The organism is Candidatus Jettenia sp. AMX1 (assembly GCF_030263775.1).
GTDB classification, from domain to species: Bacteria; Planctomycetota; Brocadiia; order Brocadiales; family Brocadiaceae; genus Jettenia; species Jettenia caeni.
In genome coordinates, this window is sequence record NZ_SZPP01000005.1 from 1 (window position 1) to 20,712 (window position 20,712).

Below are 20,712 nucleotides of genomic sequence, written 5' to 3' on the forward strand. Positions count from 1 at the left end.
CTGCCACCCTGCAATCTCTAGCCAGCCAATGATCCATCGTCTGAATGATGATATTGTTATAAACCTCCTGGGGATACCCCGGATAAAAAGATTCGAGAACATATTCATGCCCTGCTCCCCTATCATTCAATTCCTTCCCAAAGATAATGGTGTTATGGTATATCTTCCATGGATCACCCCCGCCATATCCACCACTCCTGTGGCTACCAAATGGACGCGCCCATACCATCCCATCATCATTCGGACCATGATATTTTTGATATTTTTCTAGAAGTAAATTATTTGGATCACGTCTTCCACCGAGCATTGGCTTACTGCAATCAATAATATTATGATGGATATACTTTGTCCCTGGTTTAGGAGAAGAACCTGATCCATGCCTGGAAATCCCTTTTGAAACGAGGATCATTTTATTGTGATTGATCTCAACATCAGAGCAGCCGGACCCTAACTGAACTACATCATCCCGGGTACCCTTGAATACATTATCATGGATGTGGAGGTCAAATGCTGAGCTAGTAGCATTAATTCCATCCCAGGTATTTTCGAATATACAATTCTTGATCTCTATATCATGCGCTGAACCCTCTATCGATATTGCAGTCCCTTGAAAACGGTGCGCTGGTTTTTTACCCCTTTTCACATCAGTCCAGGCAATCCAGGGAGGAACAGAATCTTCAATCTTAACACCATCAAAGACAAGGTCGTGGGCGTTGTCATTTACATAAATATGCGTCCTGCCACCTAACACATTTGAGTTCTTTATAAGAATATTATTTGACCCTGATTTAAATTCAAAAGCATTATTTTGATACCTAAGATTAACACCTTCAATATCGATGTAAGAGGACTTCTTGCTTAAAATGATTATTTCATGATGAGAAAAAATAAACATCTTTGTAAGACGCGGATCATTGTTCGATGGAGTAGTATGCCCCATAGCCATTTGTTGCTTACTGGGCTTCAGCCTGATATATATCTTCTCATTAGAACTATTCCAGAATATGCCGGGACCGAGATAAACATCACCAACAGCAGTATAATCTTCATTCTCTGCGCTAAGATCATGATAACTTTCATAAGAGATAAGGCGACAATTATTATCGGGCCCAAAATATCCATAGACATAATCTGCAGAAGAATAAGTTTTTACCGACCTATATATATTTTTCTTAGCATCGTGAATCTCCCAATCAGAATTGGGAACTATTCTAAACTCTGCATAACCTCCATCAATAATTGGCGATTCATCGGGATAATTTTTTATGATAATTTTTTTCGATTTAGTCCCTTGATTACTAATTTTAATTTGACTCTCATAATAAGTTCCACCCCTGAGATAGAGGGTATCTCCCGGTTGTAATCCCGAAACACTATTTTTTATCGTTCTCCAGGGAGCAGATAAGTCTCCTATATTTCCATCATCGCCCTTATTTGAATCAACATAATAGAAATTCCCATAGGCAAAATCTTGCTTACATAAAGAATAATTACAACATAAACTTGCAACAACTATAAATAAAATGAAGAAAATATTCAATATCTATTCTTACTACCTATATTCTATGGTAAGAGCTATTATAGAAAATATTTCCAAATTCAGTTTTGTTATGACCGACAATAACGATTCGCTGCTTGTAGCTCTGATAACTGATAATATTTGCTGCTTTGACGCCTGCTACTGGCAAGGGCAGCAACCGAAATCAATGCAATAGCTACCCACATACATCGAAAACGAATGCCATTATGAGAGATATTGTATAATAACAAGGTACTAAAGAAAAACCATTTATAGGGAAAACCTCCAAGCCTAACTACAAAAATCACCGAACCTCCTAAAAACAATACAACACCTATAATCCCATAAGAATCAAAGATCTCCATTATCATATTATGCGCTTCTAACATTAACATAGACTCGACTTTTGCCACTCCAAGATGACCTTTATTAGCACCGCCACCAAAAATAATACTGAAATCGTTTTTGTCTTCAATATGCCCAAATGCACGCTTACTTAAACTTTCTATTATATCATTTTTGTTGAATCTCTTATTTATTGTTTGTATATGATTAACTTCTGCCATATCGTTTGAAGACTTCTTGTTCAAAATAACCTTACTCTGCACGGCAATCATTAAAAGAGGCACAATCATAAATACCAGGAATAAAAATAATTTTGTATGTCGTCTCAATAGGGTATAAAAGAAATAAATATCCAATAAGATTACAATAACAAATCCAGCCCTCGAAGCGGATATAATAACGAAGATATTTGAAAATATTAAAATTGCAATAGTTAATATCCAGCGCATTTTACCTTTATTTCGTATTTCTGCATCAACTGAATTGACCAACAAGAGCATGGAAAGTATTAATATTGAATAATACGCTAATTGATTTGGATTGTTAAATGATAATGCATTTCTAATTGATCCACGCTTAGCCTCTAATAACCATGGGGTTATGCATGCAGCTAATAAACTCCAATAGAGATACTTTACACCCCTTGGATCTGATAAAATCCGATTAAATACAATAGAAAATAAGAATAATATATAAAATCCAAAAATCAGTTGAATTGTACTAAGGAAGTATCCACCTTCTGAAATGGAGTACATTGAATAGTATGAGTTAATAATAATTGACCATGAGATAAAAGGAATAAATGGACTTATTAAATAGCTCCCTATTTGAACCTCATTAGTATTGATCGCCATAAAAATGGCTAATGAGAGTAAAACAATCATCACATCTACAAGCTGAAATCCACCTGAAGAAAACAAATACAATGGTAGCATTGCAAATGAGAGAATCGTTAAGATACCAACTGTTGTATATTGTTTTTGACTAAAAACATTCATTGAAAAATATACATATATAAAAAAATCAAAAGACGAAACTTGTCTTATTTGTAACTACAGAAAATTTTAATATTTAATGTAGCCATAAGATTCAGAAAAACCCGATGAACGTCTTCTTTCATAACCAAATAAGTTTACTATAATTTTACCCATATTTTTTCTTTTAATTCTTTCATTACAACTTGGAATTCCCGTGATGTATCTATTACTTCAAAACTAAGGGCATTGTAGCAAAGATCAGAATTTTCATCATAACGACAGCGCAACTGCTCATCTGTTTCCTTATCATCTTTCACTCGTAATTGGTTTCGTTTAATAGCAACGTCAACCGGTATTTTAAGATTATAAATTGCATCAGGAACAGGCATCGTCTTATATAGCTTATCTTCTATTCGTCCCATAAACTTCACAAGAGTATTATTATTTACTTTACCAATTCGAGGACTATCCATTTTTCCTAAATTCAGAGATGGATATCGATCACAGATTACAATATAACCATTTGCCCTTAAGCGATTGGCTATTTTTAAAAGCTGAAACCTCTCATAAGCTAAAATTAGGTAGCGTATAGCAAAAATAATACTTTGCTTTTTTAGCTCAGTAGCGGGGGATTCTGAATTTACACCCTTTGTCTTTTTTAACCATAATACAGCCCTAAATAATAAAGTTTCAAGTCTTGCTTTTGGCCTTCCAACATGGAGAAAACGCGTATTAAAATGGGCGTTTAACCAGCGTTGCAATTCTGATGTAATGGTTGATTTACCCGTTGCATCAAGGCCGGTAATAGCAATAATGGATCCACCAGTAACGAGAAATTTCTTTTCTTTAAAGGTCAGTTTATTCATTAGTCGATACACTATCTGATAGTAACGGGCAACAAATGAACCAACAACACCCAAACGGCACAAAGAAGATAATTTCCACCTCAATTTAAGACCAATAAGTGCCCTCTTTCTGAATGTCCTTTTGCGGATATATCCATCAATCATTTCTGAAAAGAACCTAACTGAAATGTATTGAAAATAAGAATTCAAAAGAGTATGAGTCTTATTCAGATCAACATTACGATAAATAGCAGAAAATTCTTCATGAAAGGCTCGATTTCTTTTCCAAATAAGGATTGCTCCTGGTATACATGAGATTTTTATGTAATACCGAAGAACAAAAATAATCAATTCTACTTCAGGTTGAGGAAGCTTACATCCGGAAGGATGGCTGATTGTATTATCAAGAATCATTTTCTCTAATGGTAAATGATAATTCTTCGTATGGCTTTCTCCGGTAATGATCTTCAAATGTACGTGTAAGTGAAGAAATTTCCCAGTTTCAACATCCAGTCCATAAAAATGGGAAATAAAAGGAAAATAAATCTTTGGGTTATACGCTTCTTTAAAACCCAAGGAATGAATGACTCGCATAAAACTCGAATAGTGATCCTTATTGATAAGCAAATCCCAATCATCTTCACCGGCTAAGCTTTTCATAAGATCATGATTATTCTTCCAATAACAGTAGCTGATCGAATTTGAGTTAAGCGCAGCAATAATTTGCTTTGAGAGATGAAGAGCAGAGTTATTCATTTTTCAATTATTCTCTCAAAAAAAGGAACGATCTCTCTATAATCTCGCTCGGTACCTAATTCCAATACTCTCTTATCTAAAAATACACCCCCAGGCATTGATTTATACGCCTCCGCTAATCGATTGTTTAAATAAACAAATTGGTCCACTGAATACCTTGCCTTTTTTTTAATCCTTTGATGACCCCGCAGTGTAAGACGAAGTCCGATGTTTATTGATTTATGATACAGTACAACAACCTTTACCTTAGAGACTATAGATTCCAATGACGCAAATATTGATTCAAGATTAATTTCTCTCTTGCCACCATAATCGATAAGATTAAAAGGGATATGAGATATACCTTCATCAACGAGAACTATTTTGTGAGCAAAATTCTTAGATATAAACTCAAATCTTCCAAGTTTGAGTATAATATTTCTCAGAATATTAATCTTAAACATTTTACTCTCATTAACATCCTTCAGTATATTTACAGCATGTAGCAAAAAATTCTTATATTTTTTAATATAGGGAAGGAATAATAAAAATAATAATATATCAGTTGAAATCTTGCGCAAAAATACTGATCTAATAAAATCAAATTTAAAGTGTCTCAAAACTAAATTATCTGAGTATAATATCGGTTTACAATCAAGCCTACTGCAAATCTCACGTAATAAAGTAGTCTTCCCTATACCAGGTTCCCCCGTTACTTCAATAATCATAATAGCAGTTATCTTTCAATATCATGAAATCTTTGTAAACACCATTCAGCTATAGAAGTTAGTTCTCAGTTAGGAATACAAAGAGAGAATGTAATTCTCATAAAGTATTCTTGTATATCCTATACCTGTGCACTTATATTCCAATGGTTACTGATAGGTAAACCTCGGCATTAACCATTTACCCTACTCGTAGATGAAGTGCGTCTTTTTTTTACATAACCCAATAATGTCTGAAACATCCATATACCAGCTTCTCCTAAGGCAATTTTAGAAGCAAAACGTAACAACAAGGCCATTGTAAGCGTAATAATAACTATCGATACAATGAGAATTATTATTGCTGGCATAGCAAAATTCCTCAATGCCGTAGTCACAATATAAACTTCTGATAAAACAATCAAGGTCAAGGGTATTGCAGATATATGGGCAATAAAAAAATCCCTCCAGGACACTGATAACTCTACCAAACTAAGATGAGCCATAAGTATAAAGTTAACCATAATAGCTCCAAAGACTCCGAATGCTACACCGGATATACCCCAAAATTGGCCAATCCATGCTCCTCCTAAAACTAATACCGCATAAACACCTTGACGCCAAGCCCTTTTATAGACAGCTCCCGTAGCTCTTGCAAGAGAATCGCTCATTTTATAGCTCGTGCGAAACAACATGGCTATAGCAAAAATTTTAAAAGGCATAACAACTTCAAGCCATTTAGGCCCAAAAACTACGATAATTAGCTCAGGCGATAAAACATATGCAACCGCGCTCGATGGTAAAACAACCAACGCAATTAACGCAACACCTCTTCTGTATGCAACCCGTAGGCGCTCTGGCTGTGTTTGAATTTGCGCCATTGCAGGAAAAAGTACCGTGTCTAAAATTTTTGCGAAAAGCATAGCTGGTATTGTCATTAATTGATAGGCCCGGCTGTAAAGCCCTAAAGCATTTGCACCGAGCCAACGCCCTACAACCAGATAATCTCCCTGACCTGCAATTGCATTACCAATGCGAGCCAAGGTAAATCCTCCGCCAAAGTACATTAACTCAGCAATCGCACGTCGCTCAAGCGCCAGTCGTTTAGGATGTGGCTTAACCTTGAGCAAAAAGATGCTTTTAAAAGCCATTTGTGAAAGATATGCAATAACCAAGCTCCATACACCAAATCCTAAAAATGCAAGGCTAATTCCAACAATGCCATAACCTACAGCATAAGATAGAGATTGAATTATGGCTAACCATCGGAACTGGAGTTCTCGTTGTAAAAGGGACTCCGCTACTAAAGATATACCTTGGAACAGGAAAACAAGCGATACGCCCCGAATGACAGGTATAAGTTCTTCCATGTGAAAAAAAACAGAAATCTGTGGAGCAAGTAACGAAATGAGACCCGTTAAAGATAGACCCGAAAGGCAGGATATTGTGAAACCGGTACGCAGATGTACTGTTTTAAGATCCTGACGTTGAACTATTGCTGGGCCAATACCTATTTGAGCAAAGACCTCAGAGAGTCTTACAACAACCATTGCAGCAGAAACAATCCCAAAATCCTTTGGAGTAAGAAGGCGAGCCAGTATAGCGAGTACCAGCATCTCCAAGCCAACTCGTACACCAGTACCAGAAAATGTCCATGAAAACCCACTTAAAGCACGATGAGACATACTTTTAGTTGTTTGGCTGGGTTTTTCGGCCGATAGAGGAACAATATTCTCTTGATTCATTTATATTTATTGACAAAAAGTTAAGGTATATCACATTTTATACGTAGTTTACAAACAATTCTTTACATCTTTCTGTATTGAATGTATCTTTGGAAAAAAGCTTTTAGATCACTTATCTTCATCATGCATATGCTTAATAAATGTCTCAATCTTTTTTCATCAGCATGATTTAGTATTTTTTTTTGTATTCTTATAAATAATAATTCAGAAATATACGGTAAAAGATACTTATATGAGAAGTTGCTCATCCCTGAAAATGTTGGCAAGAGGAGGATAGTAGTTAGGTGCATAGTAAATAGAAACTGTTTTTGAATATTATAATCTATGCTTTTTTTGTAGGCTTTATCCCAATTTATCAATTCCTTATTATTCTTAATAATTTCTGCAAGATCACAAAGCCACAAAAACCTATAAAGACCGTGCCTTATTCCATGGCAGGAAAGATAAATCAAATTATATTCAAGAGGAATATTTTTATCAAAAAAAACATTTTCAACGTTAAACTTTGGAATAAATACCTCTTTAACGAGATAGTGATGTATCTCAATGTTTACTGGCATCATCCTAACTTTCTTGCAAAAACTTCTGTGTAACATCTGTATTTGAGCGCTTTCCACCACATTCTCGTAACCCATATTTAAAAGTATCTTATAGCATTTCTCTTTGTCTTTATCTTTAATTAAAATATCCAAATCTCCCATAGGTCGGCAGGCAATATCTTTATACACATTCTCAGCCAAAAAACCCCCTTTTAGAGTAGCAACTTCGATGTTATTCTCTTTTAATTCCAGAACTATTCGTTTTAATTCATCCACCAAAATCATATTTCTTATAAGACTGCGTTGGTAATACTCCTGGAGTTTAGATGAAATAGATTTAGGACATGTTTTTCCCTGATCCTGCTGAAGAATTGAGTTATTTATTTTAGGTAAAGCCTTTGAGATGATAAAGAACAGCAGAGGGCACAAATCCCATTGGTAACCATGATTTAAAAGATTATCCCACGAAAGAAGAGAATTCATTTTTTGCCATAGTTTGTTTCTCCTATTCCCTCCACACTGGCCATTTGAGTAGTATAAGTTAAGTAATTCAAGCGGTGTATAAAATTCCTTTATTCCCTGTATCATGTATAGTATTTTTCTTAGTTGATAATAGAGTAAAAACTTAAAAAGAACCCTCTCGTAGATATCCCACATTACTACCCTTTTTTCTCAACCTTTTATTTACTTCCATTTTATGCCTCTAAAAATTGCTTCTCTATTTATTCGATCTTTATATCGCTCAACTACTCTGAATATCCCTGCAAGTACTTCATCGGTCAGGTAATTAGGTTTCAATCCAAGTTCTAATAATCCAGTGTATTTCGGATTATAATAATGCTCTTCTTTTTCCTTTCTTGGATTTTCTATATGATCAACCTTAATATTGTAGCCAAGTTCTTTTCCAACTGTGTAAACTTTATCAGCTAATTCATTAACGCTGAAGGTCTCTGTTACCTGATTGAAAATCCTTAATTCTCCATTTTTAGCTGGTTGTGTTGCGGAAAGATAAACACACTGCATAGTATCCTTCAGATTTAAATATCCCCTTATCTGTCCTCCTTTACCATAAACTGTGAGGGGATAATTAGCTATGGCTTGAACAATAAAGCGATTCAGAACTGTCCCAAATATCTCATCATAATTAAAATTGGGCACCAATCGAGAGTCGATGTCTGCCTCATCAGTAGAAATACCATAAACAGGCCCCTGCATCAGATCGGTCACTCTAATACCCCATGTCCTTACATAAAACCAAAGCATATCCGTATCTTGTACCTTTGTTGTATGATAAAGGGAACTTGCTTGTCTTGGAAAAAGGAATTTGTCTTTTCTCTCTTTATGTTCTATTTCCAGCCAACCCTCTTCGATGTCGATATTAGGAGTGCCATATTCTCCCATGGTACCAAGTTTTATTATATGGCAGTCTGGATTGGTTTCTTTAACTGCATATACAATATTCAAGGTACTCACAAGATTATTCTGAAGGGTAAAAGCTGCCTTATCTCGGTTTATCATCGAGTAAGGAGCAGACGGCTGCTCCGCATAATGGATAACAGCCTCGGGCTTATACTCTTTAAATATTTGGAGAAGAAAGGTATAATTGGTTGCATCACCAATATGGATATTGATCTTTTTACCGGTAAGTTCCTCCCAAACCTTTGCCCTTTGAATCAAATTTGGTGTTGGTAGTAATGGCTCACAATCAAGCTCTACTGCGGCATTACGCCTGAAGTAATTATCTACTCCTATAACCTCATGCCCGCGTTGAGAAAAATACATACAAGTAGGCCAGCCAAGATATCCATCAGCGCCTAATATTAAAACTCTCATATAACACTCCCAGAGAAATTTTTATTTAACTTCTCTTTGTTATCCAAGATGTCTTCCATAATATTCTTGTTTAAAGGTTCTTTTATTCCAGGGAAACTATTGTCAACATTCTCTAAGATCTTATTGTCCATTAAGTACTTTTTAATGTCGTCTTTACTCATGGGTTGTTCATTAACAGATACGTAAGATTTTCGTAATTGATTAGAGACAAAATCAGGATATTCATATTTTATGTCTCCATATATAGATTTAAATGCCGGTGTAATTACAAACATGTCCTTTAATTCTAAAGAACGATGGACTTCTTCTTCACTCATAAGCTCTTCATATAATTTTTCACCAGGTTTTGCACCAATTTCTATAATCTTTATATCAGATGGTTTATAACCATACCAAGGCGCAAGAACCTCTATCATAACTTCAGCAAGATCCGGAATTCTCACTATGGGCATCTTTGTTACAAAGACCTCCCCGCCTTTTGAAAGGGTAACAGATTTTAAAACTAGTCTTGCAGACTCTTCTATTGTCATAATAAAACGGGTCATCCTCTTATCGGTAACGGTAACAGGGCCTCCATTCTTTATTTGTTTCACGAATAACGGGACAACAGAACCTCTTGAGCCTATAACGTTACCAAACCTTGTACTGCTGAAAATACCATGATTATTACTCTTTACAGCATTTGTTGCTGTTATAAGCCTCTCACCCATAAGTTTTGATGTACCCATTACATTCGTAGGGTTTACAGCTTTATCACTGCTTGTGAAAAGAACATTTTTAACATTACAATTCCTTGCTGCGCCAATAATATTTTCAACTCCTATGATATTCGTCCGCACGACATCAAAGGAATTATACTCAGAAAGAATAACATGTTTGAAGGCGGCACAATGGATAATAATATCTATATCATATGAAAGCTTCTCTATCTTTTCCCTATCCCTTACATCACCAAGAAAACAGAAGACATTTTTATTTTTATACTCTTCCATAAGAAAGAACATTTCTGACTCGTTGTTGTCCACAAGCCTAATTTCAGCAGGCATGAGGAAGAGTAGTTGTCTTGCAACTTCTCTTCCAACGGTTCCGGCAGCACCTGTTATAAGAACCCTTTTACCTTTATAAAAGTCTTTCATATCGCTATTTTATCGCCCCCTTAATTTGTAATGAAGTAAAATGAGCATTGAGTTGGCTCAGCAAAATAGTATGTAGTAATTAGTGTGGCATACTATATCATGTGATACTTCCGGTTACATACCTTATCTAAAACAAACACATCTATAGTAATAAGCCAAACTAATACATTGTTAAACAGCAATAGTGTTGGGAAAGGCTGACCTCCTCTCTTGGTAATCATCACTATTCAGCTTGTACTTTCACAGGTAATACGAAGAAATCAATGTAAAAGATATGGCCTCTTTAGTAACGAAACACAAGCCTTATATTACTTTCAAATACAATCTTGTTTTAAAATAACTGCAGCATTCTTATTTTCTCAACTGCCTTGATTTTGAAATAGACATTTAAAATTAATACTGTGTCAGAGTTCCATCTATCTTTGCCCTTCTAACGGCATATCCAAAAACAAAAAGACTTAGTGGCAGCATTATAAATGAAAAAATGATTAATGCTACTATATTTGGCATTAATGCACGTAAAGAACATCCTTTTAATAAGGCTAATCTCATTCCTTCCAGGGAATAAGTAATGGGTAATAAATAAGATAATTTTTGAAGCCAATTAGGTAGGACAGAAATAGGATAGTAAAGTCCTCCTAAAATTCCAAAAATGCTAGTAAATATCCAGCTTATTGGATCTCCTTTCTTTAATACCATAACAAAACTAGCAGATAATATTCCAAAGCTGCTAAAAGAGACAATTGTGAGAAACAGAACAAGCAAAGCTCCTATTAGGTTTGCACTACTTATATCTATACCGAATATAAAAACTCCTAAGAGTAAATACATTGCTACTTTGAAAGATGCAAGTATAAAACTATAAAGAGAAGAAGAAAGTATGATAGTTGGAATCTCTGTTTGAGTTACTAACAAGGCTTCTAAGGTACCAAGCATCTGCCCTTCTCTAATACTTGTTGAGAGAGCCTCTATTGATACTCCAATATAGCTAAATAATGCAATTCCAATAAGAACGAACGAAAAATAATTCCCTCCGTATGGTTTGAGATATGATACTCCAACATCCCCTATAAGCCTTGAAAGAAAGAAAAACGTTAAGATTGATATGAATATGCCAAAAAATTGCATAAAAAATGAAAACTTGTAGCTTGTCTGGTTTATAAAATCTCTCCAAACAAAAGCAAGCGATTTTCCTATCAATTTATTCATAATAATGTAAGTTTAAAATGCCGGATAGTAAAATTAAATTTTAGCCATAGTGTGCAATGACATAGTACTATTTCCGGTATCTATAACTCTTGAAAATAGTTCTCCTAATGAAATTTCTTTTTCGTAAAAGGAGCTTATCTCGCTGCCCATATCTACTAGTTCTTTAACCATCTGGAATATATTCCCATTGTCAGATAAAGCCTCAAATTCGATTTGGATTCTATCAGGTGTAATATCATCAGGTATAGTTGTAACTTTATTAGCGATAGCTATATTTTGAATCTTGCTTACTAAACTATTTTTTGCACTCTTCAATTTTATTACATACCTTTTCTCTGAATGGAACATCTTTTTTATTTCCTTTACGGCACCTGCAATTTTTACCTTTCCTCCGTTAACGATAGCAATCTGGTCACATAGTACCTCAACTTCATGCAAATTATGAGTTGCAAATATTACTGTCTTCCCTTCCTCTCCAACTAATTTTTCCCTTATAAACCTTATTAATTTTTGGGCAGTAATAGGGTCTAATCCACTCGTTGGTTCATCCATAAAAATAATCTCAGGATTTGTAAGCAACCCTCTGGCTATTGCCAATTTTTGCCTCATGCCAGTAGAATAATCTTTAAACATTCTGTCTGCATCGCGTGTAAGTTCCATAAACTCCAGTAAATTCTTGATCTTCTGATCAGCTTCCTTGTGAGAAATATTGTTGAGTTTTGCAAAGAATCTAAGATTTTGTCTTCCTGTAAGCCTCCAATAAAAGCTTCTCTCATCACCTATAACATAGCCTATTATTTTTCTTATCTTCTTCCCATCCTTTTCAACATCCAAGCCATTAACAAGTGCTCTTCCTGATGTAGGAAGAACCAGTGTACAAAGGATCTTTATCAGGGTAGTTTTTCCTGCACCGTTTGGACCCAGAAGGCCAAACAACTCATTCTTTTTTATCTGAATGTTTACATTATTAAGCGCTGTAATAGCCTTCTTTCTAAAAGGATGCAAGAGTATATCGCCATATCCTTTTATTACTGGATATCTTTTTGTAAGATTATATGTCTCTATACAGTAAGGCAATTTAGATCCCTATAAACGGTACTGGCCACTTTAAGACTTAACAACTTTAGCAAAAAATATCTCATGGTCAAGCATCTTTTCTCAAGCAGTATTTCTTTATTCATTTCATTTATAATAATACCCATGCCTTATTTTTGCTTGATTCAGGACAGCACCAATGATATTAGTTTTTGCATCTTTTATGCAGCTAGTGGCCTTATTGATATAATCGATAGATACATGTCCTGATTTAACAATAAAAATTACACCGTCAACTAATGAAAGTAAAGGCGTTACACCGTTCATAAAATCTAATAAAGGCGGGGCATCCACAAGGACTACATCGTACCTTTGTTTCAGAAGAGTCAGGAATTTTGAGAGAAGGGTAAAATAGAGCGGACCATCAGGTCTTGTATCCCCTATGCCCGCAGGTAAGAGTGATAAATTTGGTTCATTAACAGGTTTCACATGAGAGAGGACCTCACTTTCCAGTAATCGACTTCCTGAGATACGGCCTAAACGATTGATAATTGATGTATAATCCTCTGCAAAATAAATTCTTTTATCTTCGTATCTCTCCACACTACCTGGTTCAAAAACAAAAGTACCTTGTTTCCAACTAAAAAGTTTCTGGAGGTGTTCCTCCATTTGCAACTTTAAAGGTCCTTGTAATTGAGCTTGATTAATATATCCGGCATTAATAAGGATGTATCCTAACGGTTGTCCCGTACGATGATTTCTCTCTATAGCATCTTTTAACTGACTTTCTGTAATAAAACCTCCCCGTAGCAGCATAGTTCCTAAACGATTAGCAAAAGGAATATCCTGGCTCTGGATGTGAATAAGGCAACCGTTCTCAAAGATAGCAGTCATAGTTTGAGAATCATTAGTAATGACAAGTTGTCCACTTTGTTTTTTAAGGGCAAGAAGAGAAAAAAGATCACTCACACTATACTTATTTAAAGAGCCCTGCCGTATTTCCTGTAACAGCACTCGGGACATCGCATTAATCAATCCATTTTCTTCATCATTCTTTAAACCAAATAAATGATGCAATGATGGTCTTTGCACATCAGCGTCTACCATAAGTACACGTAGTCCACCCCTTGCCAGACTTATTGCTGATTTTGCCAAAACAGTAGTTTTACCCTCACCACTAGTTGTACTTTCTATCAAAAGCACCTGACCAGACATTCCTGCTTGCATCAATGGTAATCTCGTAACAAAACTTCCTGAAACATCATATTGGGTATAAACACCTTTAAGTTTATTTTGATTGCGATGAGATTCATTACCTTGCAAAGCAAGAACTTTGCCTTTTTTTAGGGATTTATCATAAGGTATCATCCCAAGCATTGGTAAACCAAGCCGTTGTGCGATATCTTCAGGGGTTCTCACCGTTTTATCCATATACTCGAGGAAGAAGGCAAGCCCTGCACCAAATGTCAAACCTAGCACTGCAGATACAAAGATATTTAAAAATATCTTCGGCTTAACTGGAAAAAGTGGTACCTCAGCCTCATCCACAACCCGGATGTCGTTCTTCTCCATATTGCCGGTAAGACTAATCTCCTTTGCCTGCTTGAGCAGAATATCATACATCTCTTGATCACTTTCAGCATCCAGAGACAACATATCATAGTTAATAGCCTTTTCGTTATAAGCTACAGCCCCTTTTTGCTGAGCTATTTTTTCAAGGGCTACAATCCGGTCTAACTCTGCTTTGATTGTCTTCCTTACAGTTTGCACCTCGTCAATAATTCCTTGCTCTAATTTCTCAATACTGGAATTAATCTCAATCATCTTCGGATGCTTAGGACCATACTTGGTAATCATCTCTAATTTCCTAGCCTTAAGCTCTGCTAATTTAGCACGAAGATCTTGAATAACAGGGCTTTGCATAATTTCCGGTAATGCAAAAATATTTTTGTCATCGATAGAAAATGACTCAAGTTGCTCATATTTGTATTCGTAAACTGCACGCTGGGATGTTCCTACTTTAATCTTTTGCCCTCGAATCTGTGCCTTAAGCCAATCTATCGCTTGCTGTGAGAATGAACGCTGCTCCTGAACGGTTCTTGCGATAAATGCCCGGACATGTGCATTGGCTATACGTGCAGCCTTTTCAGGTGATTCGTTTAAGAAGCTAATATAGACCAGATGTGTTTCGCGAAGAGGTACAATCTCAAGCTTTGATAAATACCAATCTACAATCCAAGTTGGATAGGGTGTAGCTGATATCCCTGATACCGGAATATTTGAGGCGGAGGTGTCAATGCTTGACGAAATCAAAGAATCACGAGACACACCGACAGGTAAAGTTGAAGAATTTGGATTTTGAATTTCATCGATACCAAATTCCTTCCATAATTTTAAATCTTCGATAACATTTTTTGCAAGGCTCCTACTCATTAATAAATTATATTGTGTTTGGTAATCGTCTCTATTATTAGGATCTACATTCATAACTCCCGTTATCTTATCTACAAATGGGGACCTCTGTTCAATAATGATCTGTGCAGTGGCTTTATAGACAGGTGTGGTAGAAAATGATATGAAACTAACTATAGAAACCACAACTAAAAAGAAAACAATGACTACCCATTTACGTTTTCTGATGATATTAAGATAGTCTGTTAGATGTACTTGTCGTGAAAATGATATATGGTCTGGCACAAATCCAAGGCTCATTTTTTTATCCACAAAGTATCCTTACTATTTTAAGAAATTAGAAATAACGTCCAGGAACCTTAATAATGTCACCTGGCAATACAAATTCATCCATCTTCGGTTTAAGCTCTTTTTCCACACCATTTTTCATACGAATAACTATCACGCGTTTAGGCGACGCCTTTTCAGTAGACCCTCCTGCAAGAGATATGGCTTGACGGATTGTCAATCCTCTTTCCCATTTCAACTCACCTGGACTTTGGACTTCTCCTATTACAAAAACTCGTGGTGCTCGGTTAATGTAAATGGAGTCGCCATTAGCTACAACAAAGGTATCATGCTTGCTGTTAGCATCAAAATCGCCTAAATCAAGTGTAATAATCTCGTTTTCTTTACTTTCCTTGGAACCAATCTTTCCACTTTGGTGGAGCAACCTGGGGCGCACGATAGTAACTGTTTGCCCTGCGCTGGCTGTAACACCTCCAGCTTGTGATATCAGCCCTAATATATGGGTATTCCCTTTTAAAGGATAACTTCCTGGTTTATTCACTTCACCAAGGACGAATACCTTTCGGCTGTTATATTCTTTTACCGTAATAGTTACCTGAGGTGAAACGAGATAACCATCAGCCAGTTTCTTCTCAATAATATCTTCAAGCTCGAAGACCGACAGGCCATTTGCTTGGACTCTTCCAATAAGAAGGAAGGTAAAAGTCCCTTCCTGTGAGACTTCGACAATACTATTTAAATCTTCATTATCCCAAACCTTAATTTCAAGAATATCCTCAGGACCTATAATATATTCCTTATCGAGGAGATCTTCAGCATACAGACTTAAAGATAGCAGATAAAACAAACCTATAAAATTGAAAATTACACGTAAGATTCTTATAGAAAATATATTACCCATACAATCTCATTCCTTTAATAAGTATGAGAACCAATAACTTTTTACAAAGATTTTGCCCTCTTGTAATAATCTTGTAGGAATATCGATACGGTTCTCTAAGGAAGTTTAAGGCTTTATAGCCTTTAACCCAATCCTTAAAAACCTTTATTATCCTTTCGAATATATAAGCATTTAATTGATATACAGTAAAAAGCTTATTAATAATTCTCATCCTTTTCGTTTTGTTTAACATGATAATACTATTATCTCTTTTTTTTATAGCAATCACCCTTGCTATAATAGATTTTTTATGTATCCATGTACCGGATACGTTTTTATCACCTTTTTCAAAAAAATGCAACTCACCATTTATCTTTCGCTTTCTTATTATCCTGTGAGTAATAAACGGAATATCATTCCCTTTAAAAATGATAATATCTCCTGTACTTACTGCCTCACATTCAATCGATTTAACCAATACTTTATCACCAATATGGATTAAAGGCATCATGCTAGGAGAAACCACTTTCATCCACATCTTTCCTTTTTCTTTTATGTACTCTTCACCCAATTCATACAATAATTTTTCTTGTAAGTCCATGACGTGAAAATTGCTAAGTATGGTATTTTGGATATATGTTAAATTATCAGCACAAGTTTGCAGGGAAGATTACCTTGGGGATACTTATATATTACTACGATTATCTCTAAATTTACTACCTTAACGGAATTTCTCATTTAACGGGAAAATGATCACACGCCAATAAAAATTAACCAAAACACTTATCGCCCGAATAATGGCTAAAAATTAGCTTACCCAGTTGCTTACAGCGTTTTGAATAAAGCTACTCTGTGATTTTCCAGAACAACAACATGTAGCACCATGATTTGCCAATACATTCATCTCTAATTGCTCAGACTTAATCGAAGGTTTCTTGTAACTTTGCTTTGTTGATACTTTTAAATTCTCCATATTTTCGCTCCTTTCTGGGCGCTTTTATAACCACTATCAGGCTTAAATAAGTATTTCAATTATTTATTGCGTGTGATCATTTTTCCGTTAAAAATGATCTATCATTAAATTCCGATAAGATTTTACTGACTATGCTCAATGCTTCCCTACGTTACTTTCTATATCTAATTCATTCATGATAGATTTCACCTTATTACAATATCCTTCAGCCACAGTAAACATATTACCAGTCTCAAGGTAATTCACACCTGGACACGGTGAACATAAATGACTCCACTTGCAATCCTTACAACTAGAAAAATCGCTCATCTTAGCATCTCTGATATCTTTTACAAGTCTTTTTGGTTTAACTTGCCATAATTCTTTAAAGCTCTTCTCAAGTAAGTTTCCCAATTTTACAGGAAGCATTGTACAAGGTTTAAGATATCCATCAGGTGTTATAGCGCAAGACGTACGGCCAGCGCTACAAATAAATGATTTATCTAAAGGAACAGAAGGCGATTCTTTAAAATCTTTATATTTTTCTTTATTCTCTTTTCCCCATTGTAAAAAATACGATCGAAGATTTTCTGGTTCGGTACAATATTCATAGGTATCCTGAGACCCATCTAACCGAGGACTTACAACAGGACTTGAGGAAAAACGAATTCCTAACTTTTTTGCAAAATCTCCTATTTTAGTATATTCTGCGTAGTTCTGTTCCATTATAGTGCATTTTATCCTTACACTCACTCCTGCTTCCTTTAAACGATGTATCCCCTCTATTGTTTGCACATGCGATCCTTTTATGCCTGTTATCGAATCATGGATCTTCTCATCCATAGCATAAAGACTTACCTCTACTTGAGTTACACTAAGCTCTTTCAATCTTCTCGCCTTGAAAGAATCAATTAATGTAGCGTTTGAAAGGATAATCACAAAAAAATCCTTACGCACCATCTCGATGATATCCATAATATCATCTCTCACAAAAGGTTCTCCTCCGGACAGTGTCAAAAACACCGTTCCCATCTCCTTTAACTGCTGGATTATTTTTGCCATTTGAGGTAGAGAGAGATAGTTCTTTCTTTCTTCATGAAAGGTATAACAATGCTGGCATTTTAAATTACATCCGTAGACTAGCTCCCAATGAACTATCCAAGGAAGATTACGATCAAAATATTTTTGCTGAATTTGATCTATCATGTTTTCTTGCATATTGTATCCTACTTTTTGTAATTATTTGGCCAGTAAAGTACACAAAATTAAAGATATTTGGCAAAAACTAAGCTTTTTAGTATCTTCTTCATACACTTCGTTCTAAATAATTCATTATTCTTTTAACGTAATTAATCCCTTTTTAGAAAGTTCATCAATAAAGGATTGGATATCCGCCTCGGCTACTTCTCTTTCAACATCGAACTTATCACATATTTTATCAGTGATTTCTGTAAAATTTAATGTCCCATCACACATATTCCAAATTTCAGTTCCCATATCATTTAATTGATGAAGCCATTGTCCTTCTTCAGAGAAAATAATAGCTTCGTTCTCTACAACCCGCCACATACATTGCTCATCACGGCAGGGAAATTTACTTTTCACAATCATAGAATATTCCTTAGTAATTAACGAGGGACCTATTTTTGATTACTTAAACCCTTAAAATGCTATCCTTCTTAAAGACCTATACGTTCAATTTCTTTCCAAAAAGTTTTATCTTTAGTAAATCTTAATTCATATACAGGTACACAATTACTAATAGCATTAACAAATCTCAATTTTTCTGCAAAGAAATCTAACCTCTTGGTACCCGCAGAAAGATTTAAATAAATAATATTATCCATGAGTTTATGGCCCATCTCTGCCCCACTTAACCTTCTTAATGAGTTTATTTTGTCTTGTACTAAGATAAAAATAGCACAAAGATTTACCATTGTATCATTTAACTTTGTTATTTCAGTCCTTATCGGCCCTTGTGATATCCAATAATTTCCATGATCTTCAGATACTACAATTGATTCATCAGAAAGAATTTCGGCCTCAGGAGAAGATAACTTTGAAACAGTAGTCTTGCCTGCTCCGGATTCTCCAGTAAAGATAAAACCCTTTCCTTGCCTTAGTAAACCTGCAGCGTGAATCAAAAAGCTATTATTTCCTCTTCCATCAATATGCCCCAATTTATAAAATGCACTATATAAAAACGCAAGGATACGTATGGGATTTGAAAAAGTATTATTCTTTGGAAAAAGTATCTGAATTTCATCGTCTTTAGAAATATAGCTACACCATTTTTCCCCTTTAAAATAAAGAAATTCGCAATCTTTAACTATATCTCCATTATTCTGATATCCTATTTTAAACAAATAATCATGCTTTCGCGTGGTCTTTGAGAGATAAATACATCCCTTCATTGCCTCTTCCATTTCCCTGTCTAAAAAAGAAAGAGAAAAGCATTTTTTCCCAAATACTAAATTCAAATTATTGTCCATAGGCTTTAATCGATAGATCGCTTAAGAAGATTAATATTTTCTCTAAATTTAAATCAATTACTTTGCTTTACCTTGATCATTCAGGTTTTGCCCTATAATACTTTAGCAGAAAGTCATCTTACCGAAACATTAGTATTCTTATAACAAACACTATTGAATGTCAAGGAAAAATAAATTTTACTTATACAGCAATACATAATTTTATAGTATATAGGCCACCTTCATTAATACACTTATCCGTTATATCCAATTGATTTTAAGATTTTATTGTATTATTGTTTTCATATCTAAGCGGCAATTACTAAAAACTATTCTTAAGCTATGATACCTTTATCTTTAAAACTCACAAAACACTCATTACCTATAATAATATGATCCAGAACTTTTATACCAATTATATTCCCTGCTTCTAACAATCGATGGGTTATTTGGATATCTTCTTTACTAGGTTCCGGATCACCGGAAGGGTGATTGTGTACAAATATTACTGAGAATGCTGACTCTTTGATTGCCGGGTTAAATACCTCCCTCGGATGAACAATACTGGATGTTAAACTACCAGAAGAGATAGTTAGTTCTTTGATGATACGATTTTTATTATCAAGTAAAATAACTAAGAATATTTCTTGCTTTCTCCCACGTAATTGTTCGTGAAAATGACCAAAAATATCTTTACTACACTTAAATTGTTGGGAGGGTTTTATAGAAATAGTAGAAAAACGTTTGGCAATAGCAAGCGATGCTTTGATCTGTGCGGCTCTGGCCGGGCCTATTCCCTTCATCTCGCATAATTCACCAATAGAGATTAAGCTTAATCTTCGAAAGTCACCATACTCAGAAAGAAGCTTTTGGGCTAAATCAACGGCGCTATAATGAGAGATACCATCACGAATAATAATTCCTAAGAGTTCGGCATCTGTTAAATGTTCATCGCCATTTTGGATAAGTCTTTCTCTGGGACGCTCGTGGGCAGGAAGCTGTTTAATCGTAGGACGTTTCTTCTCATCCTTCATAAGTTGCAAATTATACTTTCTAAATTATTACTGTCAATAGTAATAACGCAATT

General features: G+C 35.1%; 17 protein-coding genes. All 17 read right to left on the minus strand.

All coding sequences use genetic code 11. The annotated features are described in order from the left end of the window. Positions 1 to 1,540 (minus strand): right-handed parallel beta-helix repeat-containing protein (locus tag FBQ94_RS01745; protein WP_285441947.1); only part of this gene is annotated, 1,540 nt, incomplete at its 3' end. 68 nt (positions 1,541 to 1,608) lie between these two features. Then, positions 1,609 to 2,862 carry a hypothetical protein gene (locus FBQ94_RS01750; protein WP_007221145.1) on the minus strand — a complete coding sequence of 418 codons (1,254 nt, stop codon included), beginning with the start codon at positions 2,860 to 2,862 and terminating at the stop codon, positions 1,609 to 1,611. Positions 2,863 to 2,999: 137 nt separating this feature from the next. Continuing rightward, positions 3,000 to 4,262, minus strand: a complete 1,263-nt coding sequence (locus FBQ94_RS01755; protein ID WP_285441948.1) for a nucleoside/nucleotide kinase family protein — start codon at positions 4,260 to 4,262, stop codon at positions 3,000 to 3,002. Positions 4,263 to 4,438: 176 nt separating this feature from the next. After that, complete coding sequence (locus tag FBQ94_RS01760) at positions 4,439 to 4,885, minus strand: hypothetical protein (RefSeq protein ID WP_285441949.1); 447 nt, start codon at positions 4,883 to 4,885, stop codon at positions 4,439 to 4,441. Positions 4,886 to 5,319: 434 nt separating this feature from the next. Then, positions 5,320 to 6,870: a lipopolysaccharide biosynthesis protein gene (locus tag FBQ94_RS01765; protein ID WP_285441950.1), complete on the minus strand. Its 1,551-nt coding sequence runs from the start codon at positions 6,868 to 6,870 to the stop codon at positions 5,320 to 5,322. A gap of 62 nt (positions 6,871 to 6,932) precedes the next feature. Then, a complete protein-coding gene (locus tag FBQ94_RS01770) occupies positions 6,933 to 7,997 on the minus strand; it encodes a nucleotidyltransferase domain-containing protein (protein ID WP_285441951.1) in 1,065 nt (354 codons plus the stop codon). A gap of 96 nt (positions 7,998 to 8,093) precedes the next feature. After that, positions 8,094 to 9,242, minus strand: coding sequence for an NAD-dependent epimerase/dehydratase family protein (locus FBQ94_RS01775; RefSeq protein WP_007221140.1), 1,149 nt, complete (start codon positions 9,240 to 9,242; stop codon positions 8,094 to 8,096). Beyond that, positions 9,239 to 10,378: an SDR family NAD(P)-dependent oxidoreductase gene (locus FBQ94_RS01780; RefSeq protein WP_007221139.1), complete on the minus strand. Its 1,140-nt coding sequence runs from the start codon at positions 10,376 to 10,378 to the stop codon at positions 9,239 to 9,241. Before FBQ94_RS01780 ends, FBQ94_RS01775 begins: the two co-directional genes overlap by 4 nt. 393 nt (positions 10,379 to 10,771) lie before the next feature. Then, on the minus strand, positions 10,772 to 11,587 hold the full coding sequence (locus tag FBQ94_RS01785; protein WP_285441952.1) for an ABC transporter permease: 816 nt from the start codon (positions 11,585 to 11,587) through the stop codon (positions 10,772 to 10,774). A 33-nt stretch (positions 11,588 to 11,620) separates the two neighbouring features. Then, complete coding sequence (locus FBQ94_RS01790; RefSeq protein WP_007221137.1) at positions 11,621 to 12,664, minus strand: ABC transporter ATP-binding protein; 1,044 nt, start codon at positions 12,662 to 12,664, stop codon at positions 11,621 to 11,623. 105 nt (positions 12,665 to 12,769) lie between these two features. Beyond that, entirely contained in the window at positions 12,770 to 15,346 is a 2,577-nt protein-coding gene (locus FBQ94_RS01795; RefSeq protein WP_007221136.1) for a DUF4388 domain-containing protein, read from the minus strand. A 25-nt stretch (positions 15,347 to 15,371) separates the two neighbouring features. Beyond that, positions 15,372 to 16,223: an SLBB domain-containing protein gene (locus FBQ94_RS01800; protein ID WP_007221135.1), complete on the minus strand. Its 852-nt coding sequence runs from the start codon at positions 16,221 to 16,223 to the stop codon at positions 15,372 to 15,374. Then, positions 16,216 to 16,803: a signal peptidase I gene (locus FBQ94_RS01805; protein ID WP_007221134.1), complete on the minus strand. Its 588-nt coding sequence runs from the start codon at positions 16,801 to 16,803 to the stop codon at positions 16,216 to 16,218. The genes FBQ94_RS01800 and FBQ94_RS01805 overlap by 8 nt, the downstream gene beginning before the upstream one ends. Before the next feature lie 507 nt (positions 16,804 to 17,310). Next, a complete protein-coding gene (locus FBQ94_RS01810; protein WP_007221132.1) occupies positions 17,311 to 18,372 on the minus strand; it encodes a radical SAM/SPASM domain-containing protein in 1,062 nt (353 codons plus the stop codon). A 114-nt stretch (positions 18,373 to 18,486) separates the two neighbouring features. After that, entirely contained in the window at positions 18,487 to 18,765 is a 279-nt protein-coding gene (locus tag FBQ94_RS01815) for a PqqD family protein (protein WP_007221131.1), read from the minus strand. 68 nt (positions 18,766 to 18,833) lie between these two features. After that, positions 18,834 to 19,646: a hypothetical protein gene (locus FBQ94_RS01820; RefSeq protein ID WP_007221130.1), complete on the minus strand. Its 813-nt coding sequence runs from the start codon at positions 19,644 to 19,646 to the stop codon at positions 18,834 to 18,836. 314 nt (positions 19,647 to 19,960) lie between these two features. Continuing rightward, positions 19,961 to 20,659 carry a RadC family protein gene (gene radC, locus FBQ94_RS01825; RefSeq protein ID WP_007221129.1) on the minus strand — a complete coding sequence of 233 codons (699 nt, stop codon included), beginning with the start codon at positions 20,657 to 20,659 and terminating at the stop codon, positions 19,961 to 19,963. Between the last annotated feature and the right edge of the window lie 53 nt (positions 20,660 to 20,712).